This is a genomic window from Paractinoplanes maris (assembly GCF_023544465.1).
In the GTDB taxonomy this organism is placed as follows: Bacteria; Actinomycetota; Actinomycetes; order Mycobacteriales; family Micromonosporaceae; genus Actinoplanes; species Actinoplanes maris.
Genome location: NZ_JALPVL010000003.1, coordinates 188,154 through 212,732, shown reverse-complemented (window position 1 = coordinate 212,732; position 24,579 = coordinate 188,154). Strand labels below are relative to the sequence as shown.

The following is a 24,579-nucleotide window of genomic DNA, read 5'->3' as shown; positions in this document are numbered from 1 at the left end:
GGGTGCGCACGAAGGAGCAGTTGACCGAGGACATCCGCGACAACAGGCGCGCGGTGCTGGTGGTCAACACTCACTCGCGGCGCGGGCGGCTGCTCTATGAGACCGCCCGCGCACGGCTCGCCGGCGCCGGGTTCGCGCTGCTCGGCTCGTGTGCCGTCGACCGCCCCCGCGAGCTCCCGCGCATCCTGGCCGAGGGCCTGGCCAAGAAGCCCGATCTGCTCATCGCGGGCGGCGGCGACGGCACGATCAGCACGGCGGCCCGGTTGCTGGCCCACCAGGACGTCGCGCTCGGGCTGTTGCCGCTGGGCACCACCAACAACTTCGCCCGCACCGCGCACACCCCGCTCGACCTCGACCAGGCGGTCGAGGTGCTCGTCAAGGGCAAGGTGATCGACCTCGACCTGGGGCTGGCCGGCGACGAGCCGTTCACCAACCACGTGGGGGTGGGGTTGTCGGCCGAGGTCATGCTCCGGGCGCCGCGGCCGCTCAAGCGCCTGCTGGGCCGCTTCGCCTACCCGCTGACCGCGCTCGGCCTGCTGACCCGGCACGAGCCGCTGCGCATCACCGTGCGGGCGGCCGGGCGCAGCCACGACTATCACAGTCATCAGGTGTATGTGGCCAACGGCGGCCACCACGCCGGCCGGCCCATCGCCGGGGACGCCGACGCGGACGACCGGCTCCTGGTGGCGTACCCGGTCGGCGGACCCTCGCGGCGTCAGCTGCTTGTCGAAACGGCGCGCAACGCGGCCAAGGGTCCGTCCCGCACGCTGCGCGAGGAGCCGTTCCTGGCGGTGGACGAGCTGTGGCTGGAGACCGGCCGCCCGGCCCGGGTCGAGGTCGACGGCGAGCCCGCGGGCAGCACGCCGATGCGCATCGGCCTGGCGGCCAACGCCCTGCGCGTGATGGCGCCGGCCGACGCCCCGGACCGCTGACAAAAGTCCAGAAACATTCGGACGGGACTGCACAGACTCGGCACGAGGGGAGTCGTAGTGGTTGTGACCTTCGAGCAGTTCGCGATGGCCCGGCTTCCGAGTCTCCTGCGCTACGCGGTCGTCCTCACCGGCGACCGTGATCTGGCCCAGGACGTCGTTCAGGAGGTCCTGGCCCGGGCGCAAGTCCGATGGCGGCGGATCAGCGAGGCGGAATCGCCTGAGGCGTACGTGCGACGGATGGTGCTCAACGAGTACCTGTCGTGGCGGCGCAGCTGGGCGGTCCGCCACGTCCACGTGGTCGGAGAACGGCTGGTCGAGCTGGACGATGCCCGTGGTGGTGTGCGCGACCACGCCGAGGGTGTCGTCATGGCCGACGTCCTCTGGCGGCGCCTGTCCACCCTCGGGCGCAAACAGCGGGCCGTCCTCGTGCTGCGGTATTACGAGCAGCTGGAGGACAACCAGATCGCCGACCTGCTGGGGTGCTCCCCGGCCACCGTGCGCAGCCACGCATCGAGGGCGCTGAAAACCCTCCGGCTCTCACCGGAGCTCATGGAACGCATTCCCGCCGAGGAGAAGTCGTGACCGACCGCGATCAGCTGCGCGAGGCATTCGAGACGCACGAGTCCAACACCCCCGACCCGTCCGCGGTCTACGCCCGCGTTCAGGAGCTTTCCCAGAAATACAAGCGGCGCCGGCGGGGCGCGCAGATCGCCGCCGGTGGCGTCCTCGGTGCCGGCCTGATCGCCGGGGCCATCAACCTGCCCGCGTTCCTGCCCGCGAACGACACGGTCGGCACCACGTCGGCCGGCGTGCCGGCCGCGGCCCCCGCCGTGAGCGCGAGCGCCGACCCCGGCAAGGCCCGCGACACCCAGATCGAGGCCTACTACGACGCCGGGTTCGGCTACGACGACGCCGGTCGCCTGGCCAAGATCTGGAAGCTGAGCGACGACGACCGGGTCGCGGTCAAGGCCGAGGCCGGCCGCCGTCTGCTGCTCGGCGAGACGCTGCCGATCAATCCGACGCCCGACGCCCCGGTCGAGGAGCGCACGATCTCCCCGCAGGACGAGGCGCGGTTCAGGGCGTTCTTCAACGCGGGCTACACCTGGACCGAGGCCGAGAAACTGGCCAAGGTCTGGAAGATCGCCGACCCGTCGGACGCCAAGCTCGAGGCGGGCAAGCGCCTGCTGGCCGGTCAGGAGCTGCCGGTCAAGCCGACCAAGGAGAACGTGGCCGCCGCGCTCGAGTCGAAGCGGGCCGACAAGTTCTTCCAGGCCGGTTATGACGTCTCCGACGCGGTCAAGCTGGCTAAGATCTGGAAGCTCAAGGACGCCTGGGGGGCCAAGGTCGAGGGTGGCAAGCGGCTCCTGGCCGGTCAGACCCTTCCGATCCAGCCGTGACCGCGCGGTTGCGCCGGCGCATCGGCTTCGAGATCGAGCTGATGGCACCCGCGGGTGCCAGCCGGCGCAGCCTCGCCGACGACCTGGCCGCCCGCTGCGGCGGCCGGGTCCGCCCGGTCTGGCACCGCGACAGTGAGCCGTCGCTGGTGCCCGGCCTGGGCAAGTTCCTCAACCTCACGCTGGGCTTCGCGGTCGACCGGCCGGACGGAAGCCCGCTGTGCACCCTGGTCGACGACATCACCCTGCTCGACGGACTCGATCCGCGCACCCCGGCCCGGCCCGGCTGGTTCCGCGTGCTCAGCGACGAGCCGCGGCTGCTGAGCCTGCTCGCCGAGCAGTGCGATCCGGCCGGCCAGCTCGACACCCTGCTCGACACGGCGGCCTCGCTGTGGGGCACCAAGCCCACGCAGGTCGGCGACGTGTTCCGGCTCGACGACCCGGACGGGGGGACGATCGCGCTGGCCGCACCGGCGGGTTCGGAGCGGGAGCGGCCGTGCGAGATCGTGACGCCGCCGATCGCCGCCGGGCACGACGAGGCGATCGAGGAGCTGCTCGGCCCGGCCCGGGAGCTCGGTTTCACCGTGCCGTCCGAGGCCGCGGTGCACCTGCACTTCGACGGCGGCCCGTTCCGCGGGCCGCTGGCCCTGGCCAACGTGGTGCGCCTGTTCTCCGGGTGGCGTGAGCCGTTGCGGGCGCTGCTGCAGACCAACCCGGCCTGCCGCCGCCTCGCCCCGCTGCCCGGGCCGCTGGTGGCCGCCACCGCCGGTCGGCCCGGGTGGGACGAGTTGAGCCTCGCGGCCAAGGAAGGCGGGCTGACCAAGTTCCTGGACATCAACCTGACCCAGCTGTTCGCCGAGCGCCCGATCCGCGACACCGTCGAGATCCGCATCCTGCCCGGCTCGATCGACACCCGCGAGATCGTCGACCGGGCCGCACTGGTCGAGTTGCTGCTCGAGCGCTGCCTGGTCTCGTCGTCGATGCCCGAGCCGGAATCCGACCCGGCCCTGGCCGTGGAGCAGTTGATGCACTTCGCCGCCGAGGCCCTGGCCCGCCACTGAAAACCCCTCAACCCACGGTCACGGTCGTTTCGGCGTTCAGGCGCAGCGCGGCCGCCGCCGGTGGGCCCGGGCGGCCGAAGAGCCAGCCCTGGCCGCGGTCGCAGCCGAGCGTGCGCAGCAGCTCGGCGTGGTGGGCCGTCTCGACACCCTCGGCGACGGTCGTCAGCCCCAGGCTGCGGGCCAGGTCGACCACCGCGCGCACCATCGCCGCCTGCTGGGCGTCGGAGGTGTCGTTGGGCATGAACGACTTGTCGATCTTGAGGATGTCGATCGGCAGGTCGCGCAGGTAGGCCAGGGACGAGTAGCCGGTACCGAAATCGTCGATCGCCACCCGGACCCCGTCGGCGCGCAGCTCGGTCAGGTGAGCCAGCGCCAGCTCGGCGTGCGCCCCCGAGCGCACCAGCACACCCTCGGTGATCTCGATCGTCAGCGCATGGGGCGGCAGGTCGCTGTCGGCCAGGGCCTGCCGCACGCGGTCGGCGAAATAGGGCTCGGCCAGCTGCCGCGGGGACACGTTGACCGCGATCGTGGTGCCGTACCTGCGATGCCAGGGGCCGGCCTCGGCGCAGGCCCGGCGCAGCACCCACTCGCCCAGCTGCAGGATCAGCCCGCTGTCCTCGGCGGCCGGGATGAACCGGTCCGGTCCGATCGGCGGCTGCCCGGGCGGCGTCCACCGCACCAGCGCCTCGAACCCGATCGAGGCGCCCGAGCGCAGCGCGACGATCGGCTGGTAGTGCACGGTGAACTCGTCGGCCTCGAGCGCCTCGCGCAGCCGCTCCACCATCCGGATCCGGTCGGCCTGCTCCCGGCGCAACCGCGGGTCGAACAGCTCGTGGCGGTCCTTACCGGCGGCCTTGGCCGCGTAGAGCGCCAGGTCGGCGTCGCTCAGCAGCTCGTCAGCCCTGGCCCGGGACTCGAGCCGGCGAATGCCGATGCTGGCGGTGACGTGAAGCGTGTGCCCAGTGACGTCGAACGGGCGGCGCAGGGCGGTCAGGACGGCGTCGGCCCGGGCCTTCACCTCGGCGGCCCCGGCGGCCGGCAGCAGGATGGCGAACTCGTCGCCGCCCGGGCGGGCCAGCGTCTCGCCCGGGCCGAGCAGCGGGCGCAGCCGGTCGGCCACGGCGAGCAGCAGCTCGTCGCCGACCGTGTGGCCGAGCCGGTCGTTCACGTCCTTGAAGCCGTCCAGGTCGAGCAGCAGCAGCGCGCCACGGCACTCACTGGCCGCCGAGACCAGCGCGAGCTGCTCCTCGAGCAGACCGCGATGAGGAAGGCCGGTCAGACCGTCGTGCAGCGCCATCTGGCGCATCGACTCCTGCAGGGCCGCCTGCTCGGTCAGCGACCGGCCCACGGTGGCGGCCTGCTTCTCGGCCAGCCGGGTGGCCAGCGCCATCCGCACCACGAGCAGCACCGCGACCACGGCGGTCAGGGTCAGCGGCACGATCAGGTCGGCCGGGTCGAGCTCGTGCAGGGCAGCGTCGCGGCGCAGGGCGTATGCGGTGGCGATCGGGCCGACGAGGACGAGCACGATGTGCAGCGCGAGCGTCCGCCACGTGCTCACGGTCGCGGCCCGATCCTGGTGCGGGCCGGCCGGGTGCAGGGCGGCGATCGAGATGAGCACGTAGGCCCCGAGGTAGGCGCCGACGCTCAGCAGCAGGTTGCCCTCGATCGGCTCGTCCCGGGTGACCTGCAGGAAATACCGCACGTCGGAGGCGACCATCAGCAGCGTGGCGGCCAGCACGATCAGGTGCGGACGGGTCAGCCGGGCCTGCACGACGATCAGCCGGATGGCCAGCCCGGTCACGAGAGCGTCGAGGAACGGGTACGCCACCACGGCGGGGCTCGACAGCGGGTGGTCCCGGTCGACGACGTACGGGTCGTAGAGCATCACCCACGCGAGCACGACGCCGGTGCACAGGACGATGCCGGTCTCGGTGAGCCCGGCCCAGCGGGAGGTGCCCGAGCGCTCGGCCAGCAGCGCCAGGCCGGCCGCCAGCGTCGGATAGGAGGCCAGGAAGAGCGCGTCGTAGAGCGTGATGCCGGGCCGGATCAGCACGGCCGGGGCCAGTGCCCAGGCCACCGGGGCCGCCGCTCCGAGTCCGGCCGCGACAGCGAGCAAGCTCCAGGCGGCCGGGCGGGGCGGGCGGTTGACGCGGATTCCCACCAGCACGGCGGTCACCGCTCCGGTCCCGGCCAGGCCGTAGAGGATCAGCTCGCCGCGCGGGCCGGCCGCCGGTGCGGCCACGACGATCAGCAGGGTCGCGGCGATCAGCCACCACAGCCGGAGAGCAGGCAGACGCATCACGCCCTTCCTTTCTGCCTCCGAGCTGCCGATCCGGCGCGGAACCCGTCATAACCCCCATCGGCAGGATGAAGCCGCTCCCAAGCGATCCGGTAAGTTCTCGTCGCATGGCAGAAGCACGCGACGACGCGCATCCGCCGGCGGACACTGTCTCGCTGGATTACTTCACCGGGCTCTACCTGGCCAAGGACGACCCCTGGGATCTGGCCACCAAGTGGCACGACCAGCGCAAGTACGCGGTCACCATGGCCAGCCTGCCCCGCGAGCACTACCGCCGGTGCTACGAGCCGGGCGCCTCGATCGGGCTGCTCACCCGCCTGCTGGCCGCGCGCTGCGACGAGGTGCTGGCCGTCGACTCCGTCGACTCGGCCGTCGAGCAGGCCCGCGAGGCGCTGCGAGACCTTTCTCACGTACGGGTGGAGCGGGCCAACCTCCCGGCCGAGCTGCCCGCCGGGACGTTCGACCTGATCGTCGTGGGTGACCTGCTGTACTACTTCGACGAGGCCGATCTGCGGGCCACGCTCGACGGCCTGGTGCAGTGCCTGGAGCCCGGCGGCGACATCGTCGGGGTGCACTTCCGCGACCGGGCCACCGGCGGCAACTACGACGGACACCAGGTGCACGAGGCGCTGGCGGCGCGGCCCGGACTCGAGCGCGTCGTCCACCACGAGGACGAATGGTTCCTGCTCGACGTGTTCCGGCGCACAGTGCCACGGTAAGGACCGCGGAGTAGGTTCGATCCATGGTGATCGCGCTCTCTGTTCTGGACCTCGCCCCCATCAGCAGCGGGCAGACCGCGCGCGAGAGCTTCGAGGCCAGCGTCGCGCTGGCCCGGGCCGCCGAGCGCACGGGCTACGAGCGGGTCTGGTATGCCGAGCACCACAACATGCCGGTCATCGCCTCGTCGGCGACCAGCGTCGTGATCGGTTACGTGGCCGCCCACACCGAGCGCATCCGGCTCGGGTCGGGCGGCATCATGCTGCCCAACCACTCGCCGCTGGTGATCGCCGAGCAGTTCGGCACGCTGGCCACGCTCTATCCGGGCCGCATCGATCTGGGCCTGGGCCGCGCGCCGGGCACCGATCAGAACACGATGCTGGCCCTGCGCCGCGACAACAGCTCGGCCGACTCGTTCCCGCAGGATGTGCTCGAGCTCAACGGCTACCTCACCGGTCACACCCGGATCCCCGGCGTGCAGGCGGTGCCCCGGCCCGACGGGCCGGTGCCGCTCTACATCCTCGGCTCGTCCCTGTTCGGCGCCCAGCTCGCGGCGCAGCTGGGCCTGCCGTACGCGTTCGCCTCGCACTTCGCCCCCGACGCGCTGCACCAGGCCGTCACGGTCTATCGCGAGACCTTCAGCCCGTCCGAGCAGCTGGCCGAGCCCTATGTGATCGCCGGCGTCAACGTGTTCGCGGCCGGCGACACGGCGACCGCGGAGGACCAGCGCACCCGGGCCTACCGGGCCCGCACTCGAGCGATGATCACCCGAGGGGCGCGAGGCGCCAACTTCACCGACGCCGAGATCGACGCCTTCCTGGTCTCCCCGGCCGGCGCGGGCCTGGCCAACATGACCAAGTACACCGCCGTGGGCACGCCCGACGAGGTCCGGGAGTATCTGCTGAAGTTCGCCGAGGAGGCGGGGGCCGACGAGCTCATCACGGCCCACCACGCGTCCGACGTGGACGACCGTCTCCGGTCGGTCGAGCTCACCGGCGAAGTCATGCGGGCATCGAAATAGCTCGTTGCATCCGATAATTGCGTGGCGAGTCTCACTCGGGCCATTTTGTTTCATTCACCGAAACTCTGCGTAACCAGTATCTGAGAAATGTGATCGCGGTCGCCGTATAAATCGGTCAACTGCGCATTATCGGTACAGTGTCCCAGGCCACTGACCTGCCGGTCCGCACCGAGCGTGGCCGGGCGGGCCGCCACGCTGCGTTTTCTGCGCCTAAGATCCGTTGAATTCGGAGAATGCATCCGAGTGGACATGGCCGAGGGGTGAAGCGTAACTATGGTCGACCGACCGATCCGGGAGTGGAACGGCCTGACCATTCCCGAACCCGGTGTGTACAAATTGGACGACGCCCACAAACGGCTCGGATTCCTGGCCCAGCACATGATGGTCAGCCCGGTCCGCGGCGAGTTCTCCCGGGGCAACGCCACCATCGTCGTGGCCGAGGACCCGATGCGCTCGTCGGTGACGGCCACGATCGACACCACCAGCCTCACCACGCACAACGCCGACCGTGACACGCACCTGTCGAGCCCCGACTTCCTCGACGCGCAGCGCTATCCGGTGATCTCCTTCCGCAGCACCGGCGTCCAGTGGCAGCAGAGCAACGACGAGATCTTCCTGTGGGCCCGGCTGCGCAACAACCCGCTGTCGCGCCGGCCCAACGCGGCCGCCGTGCCCGCCGCCCGGCCCAGCGGCAAATTCGTCGTCAACGGGCTGCTGACGATCCGGGACGTGACCCGGCCGATCGACCTCAACGTCGAATACGGCGGGGCGCGCCGCGACCCCTACGATCGCGACATCTTCGGGTTCAGCGCCACGGCCGACTTCGAGCGCGAGGATTTCGGGCTGGTCTGGAACGTGCTGCTGGAGAGCGGCGGCTTCCTGGTCGGCAAGAGCGTGCGGATCGAGATCGCCGGCGAGGCCATCCTGGAGTCCGCGCCCTGACCGCCGGCCGGTAGTGCGGGCGGTCGCCGGTTTGCGCTCTGACTGCCGGCCGGTAGTGCGGGCGGTCGCTGGTCTGCGCTCTGACCGCCGGCCGGTCATGTGGGCGGTCGCTGGTCTGCGCTCTGACCGCCGGCCGGTAGTGCGGGCGGTCGCCGGTCTGCGCTTCAACTGGCGGCCGGTAGTGGTGATGGGTGCCGGTCGGTGCGGAAGCTGCGGCGGTAGCTGTGCGGGCTGGTGCCGACGATGCGCTTGAAGCGGTCGCGGAACGCGGTGGGGGAGCCGAAGCCGACCTGGGTGCCGATCCGGTCGACCGGTTGCGCCGTGGTCTCGAGCAGGTGCTGGGCGTGGCGGATCCGGGCCAGGTGCAGCCACTGCAGCGGAGTGGTGCCGGTCTGCTCGCGGAAGCGCCGGTTGAGCGTGCGGGTGCTCATGCCCGCACGTGCCGCGATGCCCTCCAGGGTGAGGTCGTCGCCCGCGTTGTCGTCGAGCCAGCGCAGCAGCGGCTCCAGCTCGGAACCGCGGGGCGCCGGCGGCTGCTCGGTCACGATGAACTGGGCCTGACCGCCCTGGCGTTCCAGCGGCATCACCGACAGGCGGGCGGCCTGCGCGGCCACCGCCGACCCGTGGTCGCGGCGCACCAGGTGCAGGCAGAGGTCGAGTCCGGCGGCGGCGCCGGCCGAGGTCAGGAACTGGCCCTCGTCGACGTAGAGCACGCCGGGGTCGAGCTCGACCGCCGGGAAGCGGGCGCGGAAGTCGTCGGCGGCGAGCCAATGGGTGGTGGCCCGGCGGCCGTCGAGCAGGCCGGTGGCGGCCAGGACGAACGCGCCGGCGCAGATCGAGGCGATCCGGGTGCCGCGAGTCGCGGCCGTCCGGAGTGCGGTCACCACGTCCGGCGGTACGGCGGTGGTGATGTCGTGGCAGCCGGGCACCATGATCGTGTCGGCGGTGTCCAGCGCCTCCAAGCCATGATCGGCCTGCACGGTGAAGGAGCGCGCGCTGATCTGCGGCTGAGGGGCACACACCCGTACGTCGTAGGGCCGGGAGCCGTCGGGCCGGCGCACCCGGTCGAACACCTCGAGCGGTGTGGCCAGGTCGAAGGCGACGACGTTGTCGAGGGCGAGCACGGCGACCTGATGCATGCCGGTGAGTCTATGGCGAGAATCCGTTGCACTGTGGCATTCGAGCCACTTCCGGATCATCGGGCCCGCCCATACGGTCGGTGACCGTGACAAAAGTGCTTCTCTCCCTGCATGTCCTGGCGGCGATCGTGGCCATCGGCCCGGTGACCGTCGCGGCCAGCATGTTCCCGGCCGCCGTCCGGCGCGGCGACCTCGACCAGATGCGGACCCTGCACCGGATCAGCCGGGTCTACGCGGTGGCCGGCCTGGCCGTTCCCGTGCTCGGGCTGGCCACCGGCGCGTCGCTGGGTGTGCTGACCGACGCCTGGCTGCTTGTCTCGATCGTGCTGACCGTCCTGGCCGGAGTGGTCCTGGCGTTCGCGATCCTGCCGGCGCAGGCCTCGGCGATGTGGTCGCGGGACACCGCGGACGCCGGACGGCTCGGCATGGTGTCGGGCGTGTTCAACCTGCTGTGGGCCACGGTCGTCGTGCTGATGATCGTCCGGCCGGGATCGACGACGGGGGCGTGAGCGCGATGCTGATGCTGCGGGTGGCGGCCCGGGTCGAGCTGATCTCGCTGCTGGTGCTGCTGGGGAATCTCGCCACCGTGCACGTGCCGTGGGTGGCCACACTGCTGGGGCCGCTGCACGGATGCGCCTATCTGGTGGTGATCGGGGCGGCCGTGGCGGCGACCGGGCGGGTGCGGCCGCGGCTGCTGGCGGTGGTGCCGGGGATCGGTGGGTTGCTGGCGCTGCGGGCCGTTCGACGCGGGTGAGGCAACGCGACCGGCGGGTGGAGTCGTTCGCGGCGGTAGGGCGCGGATCGGGGGCACCGCTTCGGTGCGGCGCGGTCATGGCTCGTACTCCATCCCGGGCCGACCCGGCGTGACCCGCGTCGCCGGCGCGGCCGATTCCTCAAGGCCGCGACCGCGCAGTCGATACGGAGCACCAGGGGCCGCCCTGGCCCGTATCGACCGGAGGGGAGGCCCGCGTGGCCGAACCCGTGACCGCCGGAGCCAGGCTGCGTCGCGACCCCCTCCTGCTCGCGTTCCTGGGCTGGACGGCCCTCGCGACGATCCTGTTCTTCGCGCTCGACGGGCACCCGGTCTGGCAGGTGAGGGTGTTCTGGGCGTTCCAGCCGCCGATGGACCTGATGCTGGCGATCTGCTCGTGGCGGGTGGCCCGGCTGGCGACCGGTCCGATCCGGCGGTTCTGGCTGGTCCTGATGGCGGTCGGCGGCCTGTTCGTGGTCGGCGACACCTGGCAGAGCATCGTGTCCTTCACCCCGGGGACCTGGACGACCACCGGCGGCGCGGTGCAGACGGTCTGCTTCGGCATCGGGCTGACCGCGGTGGTCGTGGCGATGCTGGCCCACCCGCACCCGACGAGATCGGGTCGCGAGCGCCTCGGCTTCTGGCTCGACTCGGCGACCGTCCTGGCCGCCGGCGGCGTGGTCGCGTGGTGCCTGCTGGCGACGCCCGGCACCTACTCCCGCCCGCACCTGTTGGCCGTCATCGCCGCGACCGGGGTGAGCATCACGGCCGCCTTCGCCGCGGTCAAGATGATCCTCAGCGGCAACGCGCCGATGCACAGGGCGGCCGCCATCCCGATGGTGTGCTCGGCCGTGGTGATGAGCATCGGCCTGGTGCTCGCACCCGGCTCGGCCGTCGCGGTGCCCGCGGTGGTCTACCTCGTCCGCTTCCTGCCGACCCTGCTGATCAATATCGGTCCGCGCATCCAGCTCTTCCTGGCCGGCCGGGACCGCACCACCGCCTTCGGCCAGCGCCGCCGCAAGCCCTACAGCCTTTTGCCGTACGGGGCCATGGTGGTCGCCTTCGGCGCGCTGATCGTGGTGCTGCCGGCCGGCGTGACCACCCGGCTGTGGGGGGTGGTGGCCGGGCTGGTGCTGATCTGCGCTCTCGTCGCCGTGCGGCAGCTGGTGGCGTTCCACGACAACAGCGCGCTCATCGATCGCCTGCGCGAGCACGAGATCCGGCTGCGGCACCAGGCCCACTTCGACGGCCTGACCGGCCTGGCCAACCGCACCCACTTCCACGACCAGGTCGCCCAGGCGCTGGCCGCGCCCGGCGCCCGGGTGTCGGTGCTGCTGGTCGACCTGGACGGCTTCAAGTCCGTCAACGACACGATGGGCCACGCGGCCGGCGACACGCTGCTGATGGCCGTGGCCGACCGCCTGCGAGGCGCCATCCGCGCCGCCGACGTCCCGGCCCGCCTGGGCGGCGACGAGTTCGCGGTGCTGCTGCCGGACTGCCCGGCCACCGAGGCCTCGCACACGGCCGAGCGCATCCTGGCCGCCCTGACCGTGCCCGAACTGATCGACGGCGTCCCGGTGCGGGCCGCGGCCAGCATCGGCGTGGCCACAGCCACCCCCGGCGCCGACGTGAGCACGCTGCTGCGAGACGCCGACCTGGCCATGTACACCGCGAAACGTCGGGGCAAGGGCACCTGGCTGCGCCACGCCCCCGAGATGACCCACGCGACCCGCTGACCGGGGCCCGCGTCCGTACGATGCCGGGGATGCGAATCGACTTGGTGGCGGTGATCGTCGAGGACTACGACCCGGCGATCGCCTTCTTCACCGACGTGCTCGGCTTCGACCTGGTGGAGGACTCGCCGTCGCTGACCAACGACGGACGGCCGAAGCGGTGGGTGGTGGTGCGCCCGCCCGGCGCGCAGACCGGCCTTCTCCTGGCCCGCGCCGACGGAGAACACCAGGAAGCGGCCATCGGCGATCAGGCCGCCGGCCGGGTCGGATTCTTCCTCCACGTCGACGACTTCGACGCCTCGTACCGGCGCATGACCGACGCCGGTGTCACGTTCGTCCGGGCCCCGCGTACCGAGCCCTACGGCCGGGTCGCGGTCTTCCTCGACATAGCCGGAAACCGCTGGGACCTCCTCGGCCGGTCGGGTGCGTGATCCAGGCATGAGCAAGACTGTTCCGGTCAGCTTCGGAGATCGCTTCCTCTGGGCTTACGACGTCAGCTTCGGCATTCTCATCCTGGAAGCGATCGACGGGGCCGCCGGGATGTCGCAGCCCGAGGGTGTCGGCGAAGTGCTCGAAAGTCTGCGCGCCCACGCTCAGGTCGGCGCGTCATGGACCCTGGCCCTCGACGACGACCGGTGGTCACCGCCGCAGCGCGACTTCGTCCATCGGATGATCGCCGAGGCCGGCCGCCGTCTGCGCGAGCGCGGCATCCTGACCCGGACCGAGGCCGAGACCAGGTATGTGGCCGGCAACGAGCCGTTCGCCCTGCGCTTCGAGGAGTACGTCGACGGCGCGGTGGTCGCCGACCTGGCCGAAGCGATGAACCACCTGATCCACGACGACCTGCCCCCTGTGCCGGACGCCGGCCACCACTGGTTCTACGGCGTCGAGGGCGGCCCCCTGACGATGTGAGACGCCGACGATCTCGGGTGGCTCGGATGTCGACGGCGTTTGTTGCCAGTCGCCTGGCGAGCTCATGTTGACCCTGTGGTGGGAACACATGTTTTCGTCGCCTGGCGGTTGCGCCTGCCGGCGTCGACCCTCCGGGCACTCAGCGACCTCAGGGTAAGGACACATGACGGCACCATCCGCACCTCGCTTCCGGCTCGTGCCCATGCGGCCCCGTGACCCGGGGGAGCCCGGTCGGACGGCGTCGAACCTCGAGCTGTTCTTCGACCTGGTGTTCGTCGTCGCGGTCAGCACCGCTTCGGTTCAGCTCCACCATCAGCTCACCGAGGCGCATGTCCTCAACGGCGTGCTCGTCTACGCCGTCGTGTTCTTCGGGATCTGGTGGGCCTGGGTGAACTTCACCTGGTTCGCCACCTCGTTCGACACCGGCGACTGGCTCTACCGGCTGATCACCTTCGTGCAGATGGGTGGCGTCCTCATCCTCGCGTCCGGCATCGAAGCCGCCTTCGAGGAGCACGACTTCTCCGTCATCGTCCTCGGGTACGTGCTCATGCGGCTGGCGGTCGTCGCGCAGTGGTTGCGCGCCGCACGGCCGCCCGGCAGCACCCGCCGCGTCGCCGTCACCTACGCGGCAGGCGTCACGGTCGTTCAGGCTCTCTGGCTGGCCGGCCTGGTGCTGCCGGCCGCCGCCCTGCCCTTCACGCTGATAGTCCTCATAGCCGCTGAGCTCGCCGTGCCGGTCGTCGCCGAGCGTCGTGGTGGCACCCGCTGGCACCCGCACCACCTGGCCGAGCGACACGGACTCTTCACCCTCATCGTGCTGGGCGAGAGCTTGCTCGCCTCCGCGAACGCCATCATCGAAGCCCTGCACGAAGCAGATTCCCTCGGTCCGCTCATCGCGATCGCCGCGCTCACCCTGACCGTCACCGCGGCGCTGTGGTGGATCTATTTCTGGATACCGCATCGGGCCGCGACCGACGGGCTGGGAAGAGCTCTCACCTACGGTTACGGTCACTATTTCGTCTTCGCCGCCGCCGGTGCCCTCTCCGCCGGAATCGAAGTCGAGATCGACGTCATCACCGGCCGGAGCGAACTGCACCCACCCGGCGCCTCCTTCGCCTACACCGTTCCCATCGCCGTCTTCATCCTCGGTGTGTGGTTGCTCGCCATCCGCCCGGAAGCCAATCGCATCGTCAATGTCGTGGTCCCGGCCGGAGCGGCGTTCGTCCTCATCGACCCGCTCTTTCCCGTTCCGGTCGCGCTCGCCACCGTCTTCCTGGCCGTTGTGGTCGTCGTCCTGGTCTGGCAGGAACCGAAGACCGATCAAGGGAAGAGAAGAGCACGTGATTCCAGCCCACTAAGGTGACCCGATGGCCGATCCGTGGGCGGTTGTCACCGAGGAGTCCGCACTCGCGCGGGCCGGCGCGGACGCCATCGTGGTGCGTACGCCCGCGGTCACGTACGCGGTGGGGTCCACCGATCTGGTCCTGGTGATCGAGCCCGGCGACCGGCCGGATGACACGGGGGTATCGGATTTCGAGACGGTGGCCCTGCACGCGCCGTTTCCCGAGGTCGTCGAAAACTGGTTCGATGCGGGGCCGGCCCAGGGGTTTGTCGTATGGGGGTTCGCCCGCCTCGCCCATGGGTGTGTGGCGCTCGGCCCGCTGCACGTGGGCATGCGGGGATCCACCCGCACGCACGCGACAGCCCCGGCCCGGCTGACCCGGGCCCGCCTGTCGCTGCGTGAGCGGATGCCGTTCCCGTTGCTGGACCAGGTCCGTCCGACTGCCGGCTCGCCCGCACCCAGCCTGACCTGGCTCGATCTGGTGCCGGCGGATCCGGCCGGGGCGCTGCGGGCATTCGTCGATACCTGGTTCGCCGATGTCCCGCAGATCACCACCGGCGTCGAGGCCGCGCCGGTTGCGGTGCCCGCGGCATTGAGGGAGCTGTACCGTGCGGCTGCGGGCCGGCCGGAGGTCCTCGGCCGCCAGAACCACATCCACCTTCCCGGTGCGCTGCGACCAGACCCGGAAACCGGCCTGGTGGAGTTCGGAACGGAGGGTCAGGGAGGGTTCTCGCTTCTCATGGACTCCGTCGGGGACGACCCCCGCGTCTGGTACTCCGGCCGTGCCGATGATCTGATCCCGGAACGGGAACGCCTGAGCGCCTTCCTGCTGCAGGTCGTCCTCACCGAGCAGGCTTACGCGGCCCCGTACGGCGGGTTCGCTCATCTGGACCGGGCCGGGGCGCGGAAGTTCGTCGGCCGGTTGCGCCGGGTGTCGTTGCGACCGGCCCGCTGGCCGACGGACCAGACCTTCCACTACGTCGGCGCTGACGGCTTTCTCGCCGTGGTCGCGGTCGACGGCGACGAGGTCGAGGTGCACGTCGGAGCCCGGCACCGGTCGGCACTTCGAGGATTACGCGGCCCCGGGTTCACCTGGTCCCGCTTCACCGGATAGCCCGGCTTCGATCAGATGGTGAAGCCGCCGTCGACGTTGACTGTGGCGCCGGTGATGTAACGGGCGCCGGGGCCGGCCAGGAACGTCACCGCGGCGGCTATGTCGGCTGGTGCCGCGAAATGGCCGAGCGCGGTGAACCCGGTGATCGGGGCGGCGTTCGGGCCGTCGGCCGGGTTCAACTCGGTGTCCGTGGGACCCGGGTTCACCAGATTCACGGTGATGGCCCGGGCGCCGAGCTCCCGTCCGAGCGCCTTGGTCAGGCCGGTCAGGGCGGTCTTGCTCAGCGCGTACAGGGAGAAGCCGGGGAAGACCGCTCGCTCGGCCACGTTGCTGCCGATATTGATGATCCGCCCACCGGCCGACATGTGGCGCACCGCGGCCTGTGAGGCGACGAACGGCGCCCGGATGTTGACCGCGACGGTGTGCTCGAAGTCCTGCGGGCTCAGGTCCTCGATCGGTCCGAGCAGGAAGGCGCCGGCATTGTTGACCAGGATGTCCAACCGGCCGAGTTCGCCGGCGGCCCGGTCGACCGCGGCGAGGACCGCGGCCGCGTCGGCGCTGTCCGCCTGAACGACGATCGCCCGCCGCCCGGCGGCCTTGATCTGATCCGCCGTCTCCTCGGCGCGCTGCTGATTCTGGTGGAACGTCAGCGCCACATCGGCGCCTTCCTCGGCCAGACGTAGGGCCACGGCGGCGCCGATGCCACGGCCTCCGCCGGTTACCAGCGCCACCTTGCCCTCGAGTGCGTTGTTCATGACAGAGAGCCTGCGCCAGGCCGGATCCCTTGTCTGGCGGGGATCGGACGTGATCTTCCGCGATCGGAGCACGGGCCGCTGCGCGCCGAGCCTGGCGCCGGGCCTACTTCTCGTCGAGGTCGGTCAGGGGCGTCGGCTGGCTGATGTTGGCCGGCGCGTTCCACTTCTGCAGCTCGGACGTGTTGCAGACCGAGACCTTGACCTTGCTGGTGCCGTCGCTGTGGAAGTCGTTGGCGACGCCGCTGGCCTGGTTGGTGGGGGCTAGGCAGTAGCCCTTGTAGTCCTTGATCCGGTAGCTCGTGCCGTAGTCGCCGGTGTCGTGGTAGACGGTCCACGTCAGGTTCTGCTGGGCCTGGACCGCGACGGTCGGGCAGCTCACGACCGTCACCCAGGACGTCGACGTGACGATGCCGGGCGACTTGAGGCAGTAGTTGCTGCCGGCCGCGCCGTTCTTGCTGTTGCTGGTGGGGGTGCTGTTGTTGACGATGATCGGCCCGGTCGCGGTGATGTTCGGGATGACCGGTGTCGGGTGGACCCACTGCTGGTTGAAGTCGACGACGCCACCGGGGTCCTGCTTGCAGAACCAGGCGATCATGTACAACGAGCCCATCGACTTGTTGGTGACGTCGAGGCACCGGCTGAACTGGGCGTAGTTGACCAGCTGGTTGGTGCTGTCGCCGGCCATGCCCGCGCCGACGCCGGTCGCCGAACGCCAGATGGTCGTGGTGTCCTTGCTGGAGCAGGTGCCGAGGACCACGCTGCGGTTCGTCGTCGAGCCGGGGGCCGCCACGTTGACGCAGGAACCGCTGTCCGACTTGCTGGCCGTGGTGGTGGAGTGGAACTGCGAGGTGCCGTCCAGAGCCCACTGGAAGGTGGTGGTTCGGACCGCCGGGCAGGCCCGGAAGACCAGGGCGGTGCCGGCCTTGCGGGCATCGCTGGCCCACAGGCACATGCCCGACGACGCGTCCGAGGACTCCGAGTTGATCAGCTTGAGATACAGGTCCGCCGTGTAGCCGAACTGCTGGCGGCTGCTGCCGTCGCAGGGGGCCATCTGGACCGGGCTGTCGGCCTTGGGAGCCTTGCTCGACCCGGAGTCCATGCACTGGTTGCCGAGGCTGGAACTGGCGATCCGGATCTGACCGCCGGGGATGTTGGTGTTGCTGGTGGAGAAGACGTAGGTGGCGGTCAGGGTCCGCTCGGTCGGGCCGCCGACCCCGACCGAGGTGACGATCGCGGTGGTCGGCACATCGGAGACCGGGCACGGGATGTCGAGGCCGTCCTGGTCGCGGTATGTGAGGGTCACCGTGTACGTCAGCCGGTCGTTGATCGAGCCGACCCCGGCGTCCCCGGTGAGTGTGCACGGCGGCAGGTTCTCCAGATAGCCGCTCTGGGTGTCCTGGTCGGCGGCGGCCCGGACGCGGGCCATCATCACGTCCATGCCGGCCTGGGCGGCATTGAGCGCGGTGTTGCGCTGGGCGAGGTTCTGGGTCGACTTGATCTGGCGCAGGACCAGCGGGACCATCAGCGCCGACAGTGACAGCACGACGGTGACCACGAGCATCGCCATCGGCATCGAGCCGCCCTCTTCACGGAGCCGCACGCGCATCATCAGGTTGGCCTCGCCTTGCTGCAGTCGTTCTCGGTCAGCTTGCCGTTGTCGGCGAACACGTTGCTGGCGTTGGTGTTCTGGGCGGTGAAGAGCACGTCGAGCGGCAGCTTGGTGGTGCCGACCTGGCCGGTGACCCGGAGCCGGACCTGGCTGTGCGCGAGCTGGTAATCGTTGCCCACGCCGGCGGTCCCCGGGCTGGCCGACGCGTACGGCAGCGAGTTGGCCAGGTAGACGGTGAAGGGTGCGATGGTGCCGGTCGGGGTCAGGTCGGTGCCGAGCGTCGTGGGCGTTCCCGGCGTGGTCCCCGGCAGGGTCCAGCTCGTCTCGGTCAGCACGCCGTTCTTGAGGACGAGCTGGCGGCAGCCCCCGGCGGTGGCGTACTCCATGTACCACGCGCCGCTCACCTGGCCCGGGACGGAGAGCCAGCTGGCGTACCGCAGCTCCTTGTCCAGCCGGCGGAAGCTGTTGCTCAGCTGGTCGCGGGCGACGCCGAGGGTGTCGGCCCGGTTGACGTTGGAGTAGACCTCGACCAGCCCGCTGAGCACGATGACCAGCACCACCGCCATCAGCCCCATGCCGACCAGCAGCTCGATCAGGGTGAAACCACTGTCATCGCGGCTCCGGCGGTCGTCCCCGGGGGTCATGTGACCGTCCAGACGAAGGTGAGGACGCTGGTGGAGGTGACAGCGGTTGCCGTGGCGGTGACCGAGTAGGTGCCGACGGTGGTCGGCGTACCGGTGAAGGCTTTGGCCAGGGCGTTGTAGGTGATGCCGGGCGGCAGTCCGGTGACGGTCACCACGGGGTTCAGGCCGAGCAGCGTGCCGTTGGTGGTCAGCGGCAGCGAAACGGCTGTGCTCGCGGCGGTCGTCTGATCGGGTGCGGCCAGCGCCGGTGCCGTGAAGATCAGCGAGCTGGTGGTGTTGACGATGAGCACGATCTGCTGGCTCGCGCTGCCCCCGGTGCCCCCGAGACCGTCGGTGACGGTGATCGTGGGCAGGAAACGACCCGACACTCGGACCTTGTCGTTGATGGCGCCGGTGTTCTTGTTGATCGACACGCCGGCCGGCAGTCCGGTGGCGCTGTAGGTGTAGTTGCCGTCGCCGCCCGCGCCGGCCGCGGTCAGCGTGAGCTTTGCATCCAGGTCGATCGCCTGGTCGGACAGCGGGGCCAGGGTGACGGCGGGGCGCACCACGTGGGTGTAGGTGCCGGTGCCCGCGACGCCGTTCTGATCGGTGGCGGTGACCGTGGAGACGAAGGTGCCGGGGGTGGTGACCGTGCCGGTGATCGCGCCGGTCGCCGGGTTCACGGTGAGGCCCGGGGCCAGGGTCGAGGCGCCCGTGGTGGTGACGGCGCTGTAGACGTACGGGCCGACGCCGTTGGCCGCCGTGGCCTGCAGGCTGACCGCTTCCCCGACGTGGTTGACAGCGTTGCCGGGCATCGTCAGCGTGGGCGGCAGCACCACGAAGAAAGTGATCGGCTCGGTGTCGGTGCGGTTCAGCTTGTCCGTGACCGTCGTCGTCGTCACGGTGGTTCCGGCCGTGGTCGGGGTTCCGTTGATCATGCCGCCCGGGGTCATCGAGAGGCCGGCCGGGAGCTTGCCGACGGTCCAGGTGTTGGGCAGCTGACCGCCGCGCGCCTCCAGCGGCTGAGCGGTCAGGACGTCCCGATAGAAGGTGAGCGACGTGGTGAGGACCGTCGGCGACGGCCGGTGCAGGTCGAAGTTGGGCTCCGGCGCCCGCGAGACCAGCGTCGAGGTGACGTAGAGGCAGGTGTTCGGGGGATTGCCGGCGGTCGTCTCGCAGGTCTTGTCGGGCCAGGTGACCAGCACGACGGCCCGGAAGAACTTGAGGATCTTGGTCTTGTCGGCCGGCTCCAGGACCTTGCCCAGCGGATAGACGCACTCGCCGGATCCGGTCAGGTAGACCTCGCACGCGCCGATGTAGATCATCCGGGTGTACGGGGTGCCCTCCACGGTCATCCGCTGGGCCGCGGTGGAGATGGGGGCGTCGACGCCGTCGGTGGGCGCCACCGCGCTGTCCTCGTCCTGGCCGACCTGCATCGTCGCCAGATAGGGCTGGACGACGGCCGGCGCGGCGGCGAACTGGTCCTTGCCGGCCTGCAGGCCGTGCCCGCTCAGCAGTGAGCTGCCCTTGAGCCCGCGCACCTGCTCCATCGCGGTGTTGGCGAGCTGGATCGCCGCCTGCCGGGTCCGCTGCTTGTTGACGTGGGCCAGGCTGCCGACGAAGAACGGCGTGCTGGCGGCCAGGGTGACAGACAGGATCGCCAGTGCGACCAGCACCTCGATGAGGGTGAAGCCCTCCTCGCCGGCGCCATCCCTGGCACTGTCTCGCATCCTGACCTTCCGGCACGCTCGCCCGACATCTGTCGTACGGATGATCGGCAGCCGGGGGTCAACCCTTAGCGGTCAGTGCCTGCCGTCGAGCCAGAGGTTGTCGTGCTTGGCGTAGAACTCGGCCCGTTCCTCCTCGCTCATCCGCGCGATCCCGACGAGCCCCTCGAAGTAGGCCTCACGCGGCGCCCCCGGCGAGAAGTGCAGCAGCATCGAGGCCGGCGCGCCGGACTCGTTCTTGAACCCGTGGATGCCGCCGATCGGGACGTGGACGTAGTCGCCGGGCTCGGTCGTGATCCATTCCTTGCCGTTGTGGATGCGCATGCTGCCGCTCAAGATATAGAACGACTCGGCGATCGAGCGGTGGAAATGCGGGTCGGGGCCGGTCACGCCGGGGCCGCACTCCCAGCGGTAGAGCCCGAAGAGCCCGCCGGTCGAGTCACCGGTCGACAGGTAGGAGACCTTCGTCCCGTTCGGATAGACGAACTCGGCCGGGGTGTCCTTCGGCCGGTAGGTGGCGCTGACTTCTCCGGTGATCCCGTGGTAGCGAGGCGGGGGATATGTCATGCGGCCAGGTTATCCACAGTTTCGCCTTCGGTTGGTTTTCGGTGCCGGTTGGTGTCATCAACGCATGACAGATGACGTTACGGACCGCCGGCTCGAGCGGACCCTGTTCGAGGTCAAGAAGGTGATCGTCGGACAGGACCGGCTCGTCGAGCGCCTGATGACCGCTCTGATCGCCGGCGGGCACTGCCTTCTCGAGGGTGTTCCCGGCGTCGCCAAGACGCTGGCCGCCGAGACCCTCGCCGTCGCGGTCGGCGGCTCCTTCAACCGCATCCAGTTCACCCCCGACCTGGTGCCGTCGGACATCCTCGGCACCCGCATCTACCGCGCCGGCAAGGAGAGCTTCGACGTCGAGCTCGGGCCGATCATGGCCAACATCGTGCTGGCCGACGAGATCAACCGGGCGCCGGCCAAGGTGCAGTCGGCCCTGCTCGAGGTGATGGCCGAGGGGCACGCCTCGCTCGGCGGGCGCAGCTATCCCGTACCCCGGCCGTTCCTGGTGCTGGCCACCCAGAACCCGATCGAGAGCGAAGGTGTCTACCAGCTGCCGGAGGCGCAGCGGGACCGCTTCCTCATGCGGGTCGTGGTCGGCTATCCCACCGAGCAGGAGGAGTTGGGCATCCTCTACCGGATGGGCGGCACACGGCCGGTCGCCCAGCGGGTCCTCGACCCGATGGTCCTGCACGAGTTGCAGGGCCGGGCCCGCGAGGTTTTCGTTCATCACGCGCTGGCCGAATACGTCGTGCGGCTGGTGCTGGCCACGCGGGAACCCGAGCGGTTCGGGCTCCCCGAGGTCGCGGCTCAGCTGTCGTACGGAGCCAGCCCGCGCGCCACGCTGGGCCTGGTCGCCGCCGGCCGGGCGCTCGCCCTGCTGCGCGGCCGCGATTACGTGCTGCCGGCCGACCTGCTGGAGATCGCCCCGGACGTGCTCGCGCATCGGCTGGTGCTCTCGTTCGACGCGGTGGCCGACGACGTGCGCGCCGAGGACATCGTCCGGCGCATCCTCGACGCCGTACCGCTGCCGTTGATCTCTCCCGCGCAGGAGGACCACGGGCCCGGCCTGGGGCTCGGGGTGGCCGCATGAACGAGGGCGGCTTCCTGGCCGAGCTGGTCCCGGAGCGGCGGCTGCGACGGCTCGAGCTGATGATCACGCGCCGGCTCGACGGGCTGCTCCACGGCTCGTACCTCGGCCTGTTGCCCGGCATCGGCAGCGAGCCGGCCGGCAGCCGGGAGTATCGCCCCGGCGAGGACGAGGTGCGCCGGATGGACTGGTCGGTCACCGCCCGCACCACCGTGCCGCACGTGCGGACCATGGACGCCGACCGCGAGCTCGGCACCCACGTGCTGGTCGACGCCAGCGCCAGCATGGATTTCGGCACGGCCGAGCTCGAGAAGCGCGAGCTGGCCATCGCCGCGGTGGCGGCGGTCGGTTTCCTCACCCTCGGCAACGGCAATCGGCTCGGCGCCCACCTGCTGACCGGCGAGGGGGTTCGGCGGTTCCCGGCCCGCGGTGGCCGGACCGCCCTGCTCTCGCTGCTGCGGGCGATGATGCTCGCGCCCCGCAACCAGCACGAGGCCGGCCTGGGCCCGGGCATCGAGGCGCTGCACCGGCAGACCCCGCGCTCCGGCCTGGTCGTGGTGGTCTCCGACTTCCTCGACGGGCTCGACGAGGACGGCCTCGGCCCGGCCGCACCCGCGTGGGAGGAGCCGCTGCGCCGGCTCGCCGCCCGCCACCAGGTGCTCGCCGTGCAGGTCGGCGACCCGCGCGAGCAGGAGCTGCCGGACGTCGGCCTGCTGACGCTGGTCGACCCCGAGACCGGTCGCCGCCGGGACGTGCCGACCGCGAGCCGGCGCCTGCGCGAACGGTATGCGGCCGCGGCCGCGCAGCAGCAGGCGACTATCGCGCAGGGCATCAAGCGGGCCGGCGCCGCCCACCTTCCCCTGCGGACCGACCGCGACTGGGTCGCCGACATCGTGCGCCACGTGCATTCCCGGCGGCGGCTCAGCCGGGCCGCGGCGAATCCCCGAAGGAATCAGACATGACCTGGCTTTCCCCGGAACGGCTGTGGCTGCTGCTCGGTGTGGTCGCGCTCGTCGTGGCCTACGTCGTCGCCCAGCGCCGCCGCAGCAAGTACGCCGTCCGTTTCACCAACCTCAAACTGCTCGACCGGGTGGCCCCGCGCCGTCCGGGCTGGCGCCGGCACCTGCCCGCCTCGCTGTTCCTGGCCATGCTCGGCCTGCTGGTTGTCGGGTTCGCCCAGCCCCAGGCCGAGGTCCGGGTGCCGCGCGAGCGGGCCACCGTCCTGGTGGCGGTCGACGTCTCGCGGTCGATGCTGGCCGACGACGTCGCGCCGGACCGGCTCAGCGCGGCCAAGGAGGCGGCCCGCGGCTTCGTCGAGGACCTGCCCGACAAGTTCAACGTCGGGCTGGTCGGCTTCGCCGGGCAGGCGTCGGTCTTCGTGCCCCCGGGCACCGACCGGGCGCAACTCGGCAGCGGCATCGACCGGCTCGCCGACGGCGCGGCCGGTCAGGCGGGCACGGCCATCGGCGACGCGATCGCCTCGGCCCTCGAGCAGATCCGCTCGGTCGACCCGGCGGCCGACGAGGACGTGCCACCGGCCCGCGTGATCGTGTTGTCGGACGGCGCCAACACCTCCGGTCAGGACCCGGCCGAGGCGGCCCGGATGGCGTCCGAGCTGGGCGTGCCCGTCGACACCATCTCGTTCGGCACCGCGAGCGGCACCATCGGCGACGGCCAGCAGGTGCCGGTCGACGGCGAGACGCTGCGGTCGGTGGCCGACGCCACCGGTGGGCGCTACTTCGAGGCCGCCAACACCGAGGAGCTGCGGACCGCGTACGCCGACATCGGTTCCTCGGTGGGCTACCAGACCGAGGTGCGGGACGTGTCCGCGCGCTTCATCGGCATCGGGCTCGGCCTGGCGCTGCTCGCGGCGCTGGCGTCGATGTTCTGGTTCGCCCGCCTTCCCTGACCTGCTCCCGCCCCCACCCCGCCTGCTCCCGCCCCAACCCCGGCCTGCTCAGCGGGCCGCGATCCGAAGGGAACGCCATGTCCGGACTTGGGACGCCTCGTGGCCCGCAGTTCCACTCGCCCGACTGGGCCTCCGCGCCGGAGCCGGGCCGGACCACCACCGCGGCGCCCGCCGCGGGTCACCGGGGCCGTCGTCTGCCGGCCGCCGCTCTCGCCGCTCTCGCCGTCATCGGCCTGTCGGCCGGTGCCGGGGGAGCGGCCGGCTACGCGGCCGGCCGGGACGACGACGGCACCGAGCCGGCCACCGCCGCGCCGCCGCCGCTCGGCGGGGTGCCGTCGGACCTGGTCGGCGCGGCCGCCCGGGTGCTGCCCGGCGTCGTGTCGGTGCAGGTGCGCACCGCCTCGGGCGGTGGCTCCGGCTCCGGGTTCGTCTTCGACGACCGCGGTCACATCGTCACCAACAACCATGTCGTCACGGCCGGTTCCTCCTCGGCCCGGGGGTCGATCACCGTGGTCGGCGCGGACGGCCGCCGCCTCAACGCCGAGGTGGTCGGCACCGACCCGAGCAACGACATCGCCGTCCTGCGGGTCGACGACGCGGCCGCCCTCGACCGGCTCGCGCTGGCCGACCCCCGCGCGACCCGGGTCGGCGAGCCGGTGCTGGCCGTGGGCTCGCCGCTCGGGCTGAGCGGCACCGTCACCGCCGGCATCGTCAGTGCGCTGGACCGGCCCGTACGTCTGGGTGGGTCCTCCCGTCAGACGGCGGTGCAGACGGATGCCTCGATCAACCCCGGCAACTCGGGCGGACCGCTCGTCAACGCCCGCGGCGAGGTCATCGGGGTGAACACCGCCATCGCGACCCTCGAGGGCGGCGGTTCGATCGGGATCGGCTTCGCGGTGCCGATCGAACGGGCCCGCCAGGTCGCCGATTCCCTCATCGCGCGTGGATAGTCGA

Annotated in this window: 25 protein-coding genes; 18 read left to right on the top strand and 7 right to left on the bottom strand. The window is 71.1% G+C overall.

The window, feature by feature from the left end; all coding sequences use genetic code 11:
- Positions 1–2 precede the first annotated feature (2 nt).
- The 4 genes from NAG42_RS09695 (at position 3) to NAG42_RS09680 (ending at position 3,387) form a co-directional block, all read left to right on the top strand.
- Positions 3–932 (top strand): diacylglycerol/lipid kinase family protein, encoded by a 930-nt coding sequence (locus NAG42_RS09695; RefSeq protein ID WP_250029590.1) that lies wholly within the window; start codon positions 3–5, stop codon positions 930–932.
- Positions 933–995: 63 nt separating this feature from the next.
- The gene (locus NAG42_RS09690) at positions 996–1,514 is read left to right on the top strand and encodes a SigE family RNA polymerase sigma factor (RefSeq protein ID WP_250030322.1); all 519 of its coding nucleotides are present in this window, start codon (positions 996–998) and stop codon (positions 1,512–1,514) included.
- Complete coding sequence (locus tag NAG42_RS09685; protein ID WP_250029588.1) at positions 1,511–2,329, top strand: hypothetical protein; 819 nt, start codon at positions 1,511–1,513, stop codon at positions 2,327–2,329. The genes NAG42_RS09690 and NAG42_RS09685 overlap by 4 nt, the downstream gene beginning before the upstream one ends.
- Positions 2,326–3,387 (top strand): amidoligase family protein, encoded by a 1,062-nt coding sequence (locus tag NAG42_RS09680; RefSeq protein ID WP_250029587.1) that lies wholly within the window; start codon positions 2,326–2,328, stop codon positions 3,385–3,387. The genes NAG42_RS09685 and NAG42_RS09680 overlap by 4 nt, the downstream gene beginning before the upstream one ends.
- Before the next feature lie 7 nt (positions 3,388–3,394).
- Here NAG42_RS09680 and NAG42_RS09675 read toward each other — a convergent pair whose 3' ends face one another.
- Positions 3,395–5,686 (bottom strand): putative bifunctional diguanylate cyclase/phosphodiesterase, encoded by a 2,292-nt coding sequence (locus NAG42_RS09675; RefSeq protein ID WP_250029585.1) that lies wholly within the window; start codon positions 5,684–5,686, stop codon positions 3,395–3,397.
- Between the two features lie 107 nt (positions 5,687–5,793).
- On the opposite strand from NAG42_RS09675, the gene NAG42_RS09670 reads away from it, so the two are divergent.
- From NAG42_RS09670 to NAG42_RS09660, 3 genes are all read left to right on the top strand, one after another.
- Positions 5,794–6,405 (top strand): class I SAM-dependent methyltransferase, encoded by a 612-nt coding sequence (locus NAG42_RS09670; RefSeq protein WP_250029583.1) that lies wholly within the window; start codon positions 5,794–5,796, stop codon positions 6,403–6,405.
- A 23-nt stretch (positions 6,406–6,428) separates the two neighbouring features.
- The gene (locus tag NAG42_RS09665; protein WP_250029581.1) at positions 6,429–7,424 is read left to right on the top strand and encodes an LLM class flavin-dependent oxidoreductase; all 996 of its coding nucleotides are present in this window, start codon (positions 6,429–6,431) and stop codon (positions 7,422–7,424) included.
- A gap of 273 nt (positions 7,425–7,697) precedes the next feature.
- Positions 7,698–8,366: a YceI family protein gene (locus tag NAG42_RS09660; RefSeq protein WP_250029579.1), complete on the top strand. Its 669-nt coding sequence runs from the start codon at positions 7,698–7,700 to the stop codon at positions 8,364–8,366.
- 164 nt (positions 8,367–8,530) lie between these two features.
- Here the strand turns inward: NAG42_RS09660 and NAG42_RS09655 are convergent, their stop codons facing one another.
- On the bottom strand, positions 8,531–9,505 hold the full coding sequence (locus NAG42_RS09655) for a GlxA family transcriptional regulator (protein ID WP_250029577.1): 975 nt from the start codon (positions 9,503–9,505) through the stop codon (positions 8,531–8,533).
- 86 nt (positions 9,506–9,591) lie between these two features.
- Here NAG42_RS09655 and NAG42_RS09650 point away from each other — a divergent pair, with 86 nt between their 5' ends.
- The 7 genes from NAG42_RS09650 to NAG42_RS09620 all read left to right on the top strand — a co-directional run bounded on the left by NAG42_RS09650 (position 9,592) and on the right by NAG42_RS09620 (position 15,357).
- Entirely contained in the window at positions 9,592–10,014 is a 423-nt protein-coding gene (locus NAG42_RS09650) for a hypothetical protein (RefSeq protein WP_250029575.1), read from the top strand.
- A gap of 5 nt (positions 10,015–10,019) precedes the next feature.
- Positions 10,020–10,259: a DUF3817 domain-containing protein gene (locus NAG42_RS09645; RefSeq protein WP_250030321.1), complete on the top strand. Its 240-nt coding sequence runs from the start codon at positions 10,020–10,022 to the stop codon at positions 10,257–10,259.
- Positions 10,260–10,474: 215 nt separating this feature from the next.
- A complete protein-coding gene (locus NAG42_RS09640) occupies positions 10,475–11,992 on the top strand; it encodes a diguanylate cyclase domain-containing protein (RefSeq protein WP_250029573.1) in 1,518 nt (505 codons plus the stop codon).
- 29 nt (positions 11,993–12,021) lie between these two features.
- Complete coding sequence (locus NAG42_RS09635; protein ID WP_250029572.1) at positions 12,022–12,420, top strand: VOC family protein; 399 nt, start codon at positions 12,022–12,024, stop codon at positions 12,418–12,420.
- Between the two features lie 7 nt (positions 12,421–12,427).
- The gene (locus tag NAG42_RS09630; RefSeq protein WP_250029570.1) at positions 12,428–12,901 is read left to right on the top strand and encodes a hypothetical protein; all 474 of its coding nucleotides are present in this window, start codon (positions 12,428–12,430) and stop codon (positions 12,899–12,901) included.
- 163 nt (positions 12,902–13,064) lie between these two features.
- Positions 13,065–14,264, top strand: a complete 1,200-nt coding sequence (locus NAG42_RS09625; protein ID WP_250029568.1) for a low temperature requirement protein A — start codon at positions 13,065–13,067, stop codon at positions 14,262–14,264.
- Between the two features lie 4 nt (positions 14,265–14,268).
- Entirely contained in the window at positions 14,269–15,357 is a 1,089-nt protein-coding gene (locus NAG42_RS09620) for a hypothetical protein (RefSeq protein WP_250029566.1), read from the top strand.
- Positions 15,358–15,368: 11 nt separating this feature from the next.
- Here the strand turns inward: NAG42_RS09620 and NAG42_RS09615 are convergent, their stop codons facing one another.
- From NAG42_RS09615 to NAG42_RS09595, 5 genes are all read right to left on the bottom strand, one after another.
- The gene (locus NAG42_RS09615) at positions 15,369–16,112 is read right to left on the bottom strand and encodes an SDR family NAD(P)-dependent oxidoreductase (RefSeq protein WP_250029564.1); all 744 of its coding nucleotides are present in this window, start codon (positions 16,110–16,112) and stop codon (positions 15,369–15,371) included.
- 103 nt (positions 16,113–16,215) lie between these two features.
- Positions 16,216–17,712, bottom strand: a complete 1,497-nt coding sequence (locus NAG42_RS09610) for an RICIN domain-containing protein (RefSeq protein ID WP_250029562.1) — start codon at positions 17,710–17,712, stop codon at positions 16,216–16,218.
- Positions 17,713–17,720: 8 nt separating this feature from the next.
- Positions 17,721–18,365, bottom strand: coding sequence for a PulJ/GspJ family protein (locus NAG42_RS09605; RefSeq protein WP_250029561.1), 645 nt, complete (start codon positions 18,363–18,365; stop codon positions 17,721–17,723).
- Complete coding sequence (locus tag NAG42_RS09600; RefSeq protein ID WP_250029560.1) at positions 18,362–20,074, bottom strand: putative Ig domain-containing protein; 1,713 nt, start codon at positions 20,072–20,074, stop codon at positions 18,362–18,364. The genes NAG42_RS09605 and NAG42_RS09600 overlap by 4 nt, the downstream gene beginning before the upstream one ends.
- Positions 20,075–20,146: 72 nt before the next feature.
- Positions 20,147–20,638, bottom strand: coding sequence for a cupin domain-containing protein (locus NAG42_RS09595; protein WP_250029558.1), 492 nt, complete (start codon positions 20,636–20,638; stop codon positions 20,147–20,149).
- Positions 20,639–20,702: 64 nt separating this feature from the next.
- Between NAG42_RS09595 and NAG42_RS09590 the strand changes: the two genes are divergently transcribed.
- From NAG42_RS09590 to NAG42_RS09575, 4 genes are all read left to right on the top strand, one after another.
- On the top strand, positions 20,703–21,719 hold the full coding sequence (locus tag NAG42_RS09590) for an AAA family ATPase (protein WP_308201133.1): 1,017 nt from the start codon (positions 20,703–20,705) through the stop codon (positions 21,717–21,719).
- Positions 21,716–22,678: a DUF58 domain-containing protein gene (locus NAG42_RS09585; RefSeq protein WP_250029556.1), complete on the top strand. Its 963-nt coding sequence runs from the start codon at positions 21,716–21,718 to the stop codon at positions 22,676–22,678. Before NAG42_RS09590 ends, NAG42_RS09585 begins: the two co-directional genes overlap by 4 nt.
- A complete protein-coding gene (locus tag NAG42_RS09580) occupies positions 22,675–23,625 on the top strand; it encodes a VWA domain-containing protein (RefSeq protein WP_250029555.1) in 951 nt (316 codons plus the stop codon). Before NAG42_RS09585 ends, NAG42_RS09580 begins: the two co-directional genes overlap by 4 nt.
- A 77-nt stretch (positions 23,626–23,702) precedes the next feature.
- Entirely contained in the window at positions 23,703–24,575 is an 873-nt protein-coding gene (locus tag NAG42_RS09575; protein ID WP_250029553.1) for a S1C family serine protease, read from the top strand.
- Positions 24,576–24,579 lie beyond the last annotated feature (4 nt).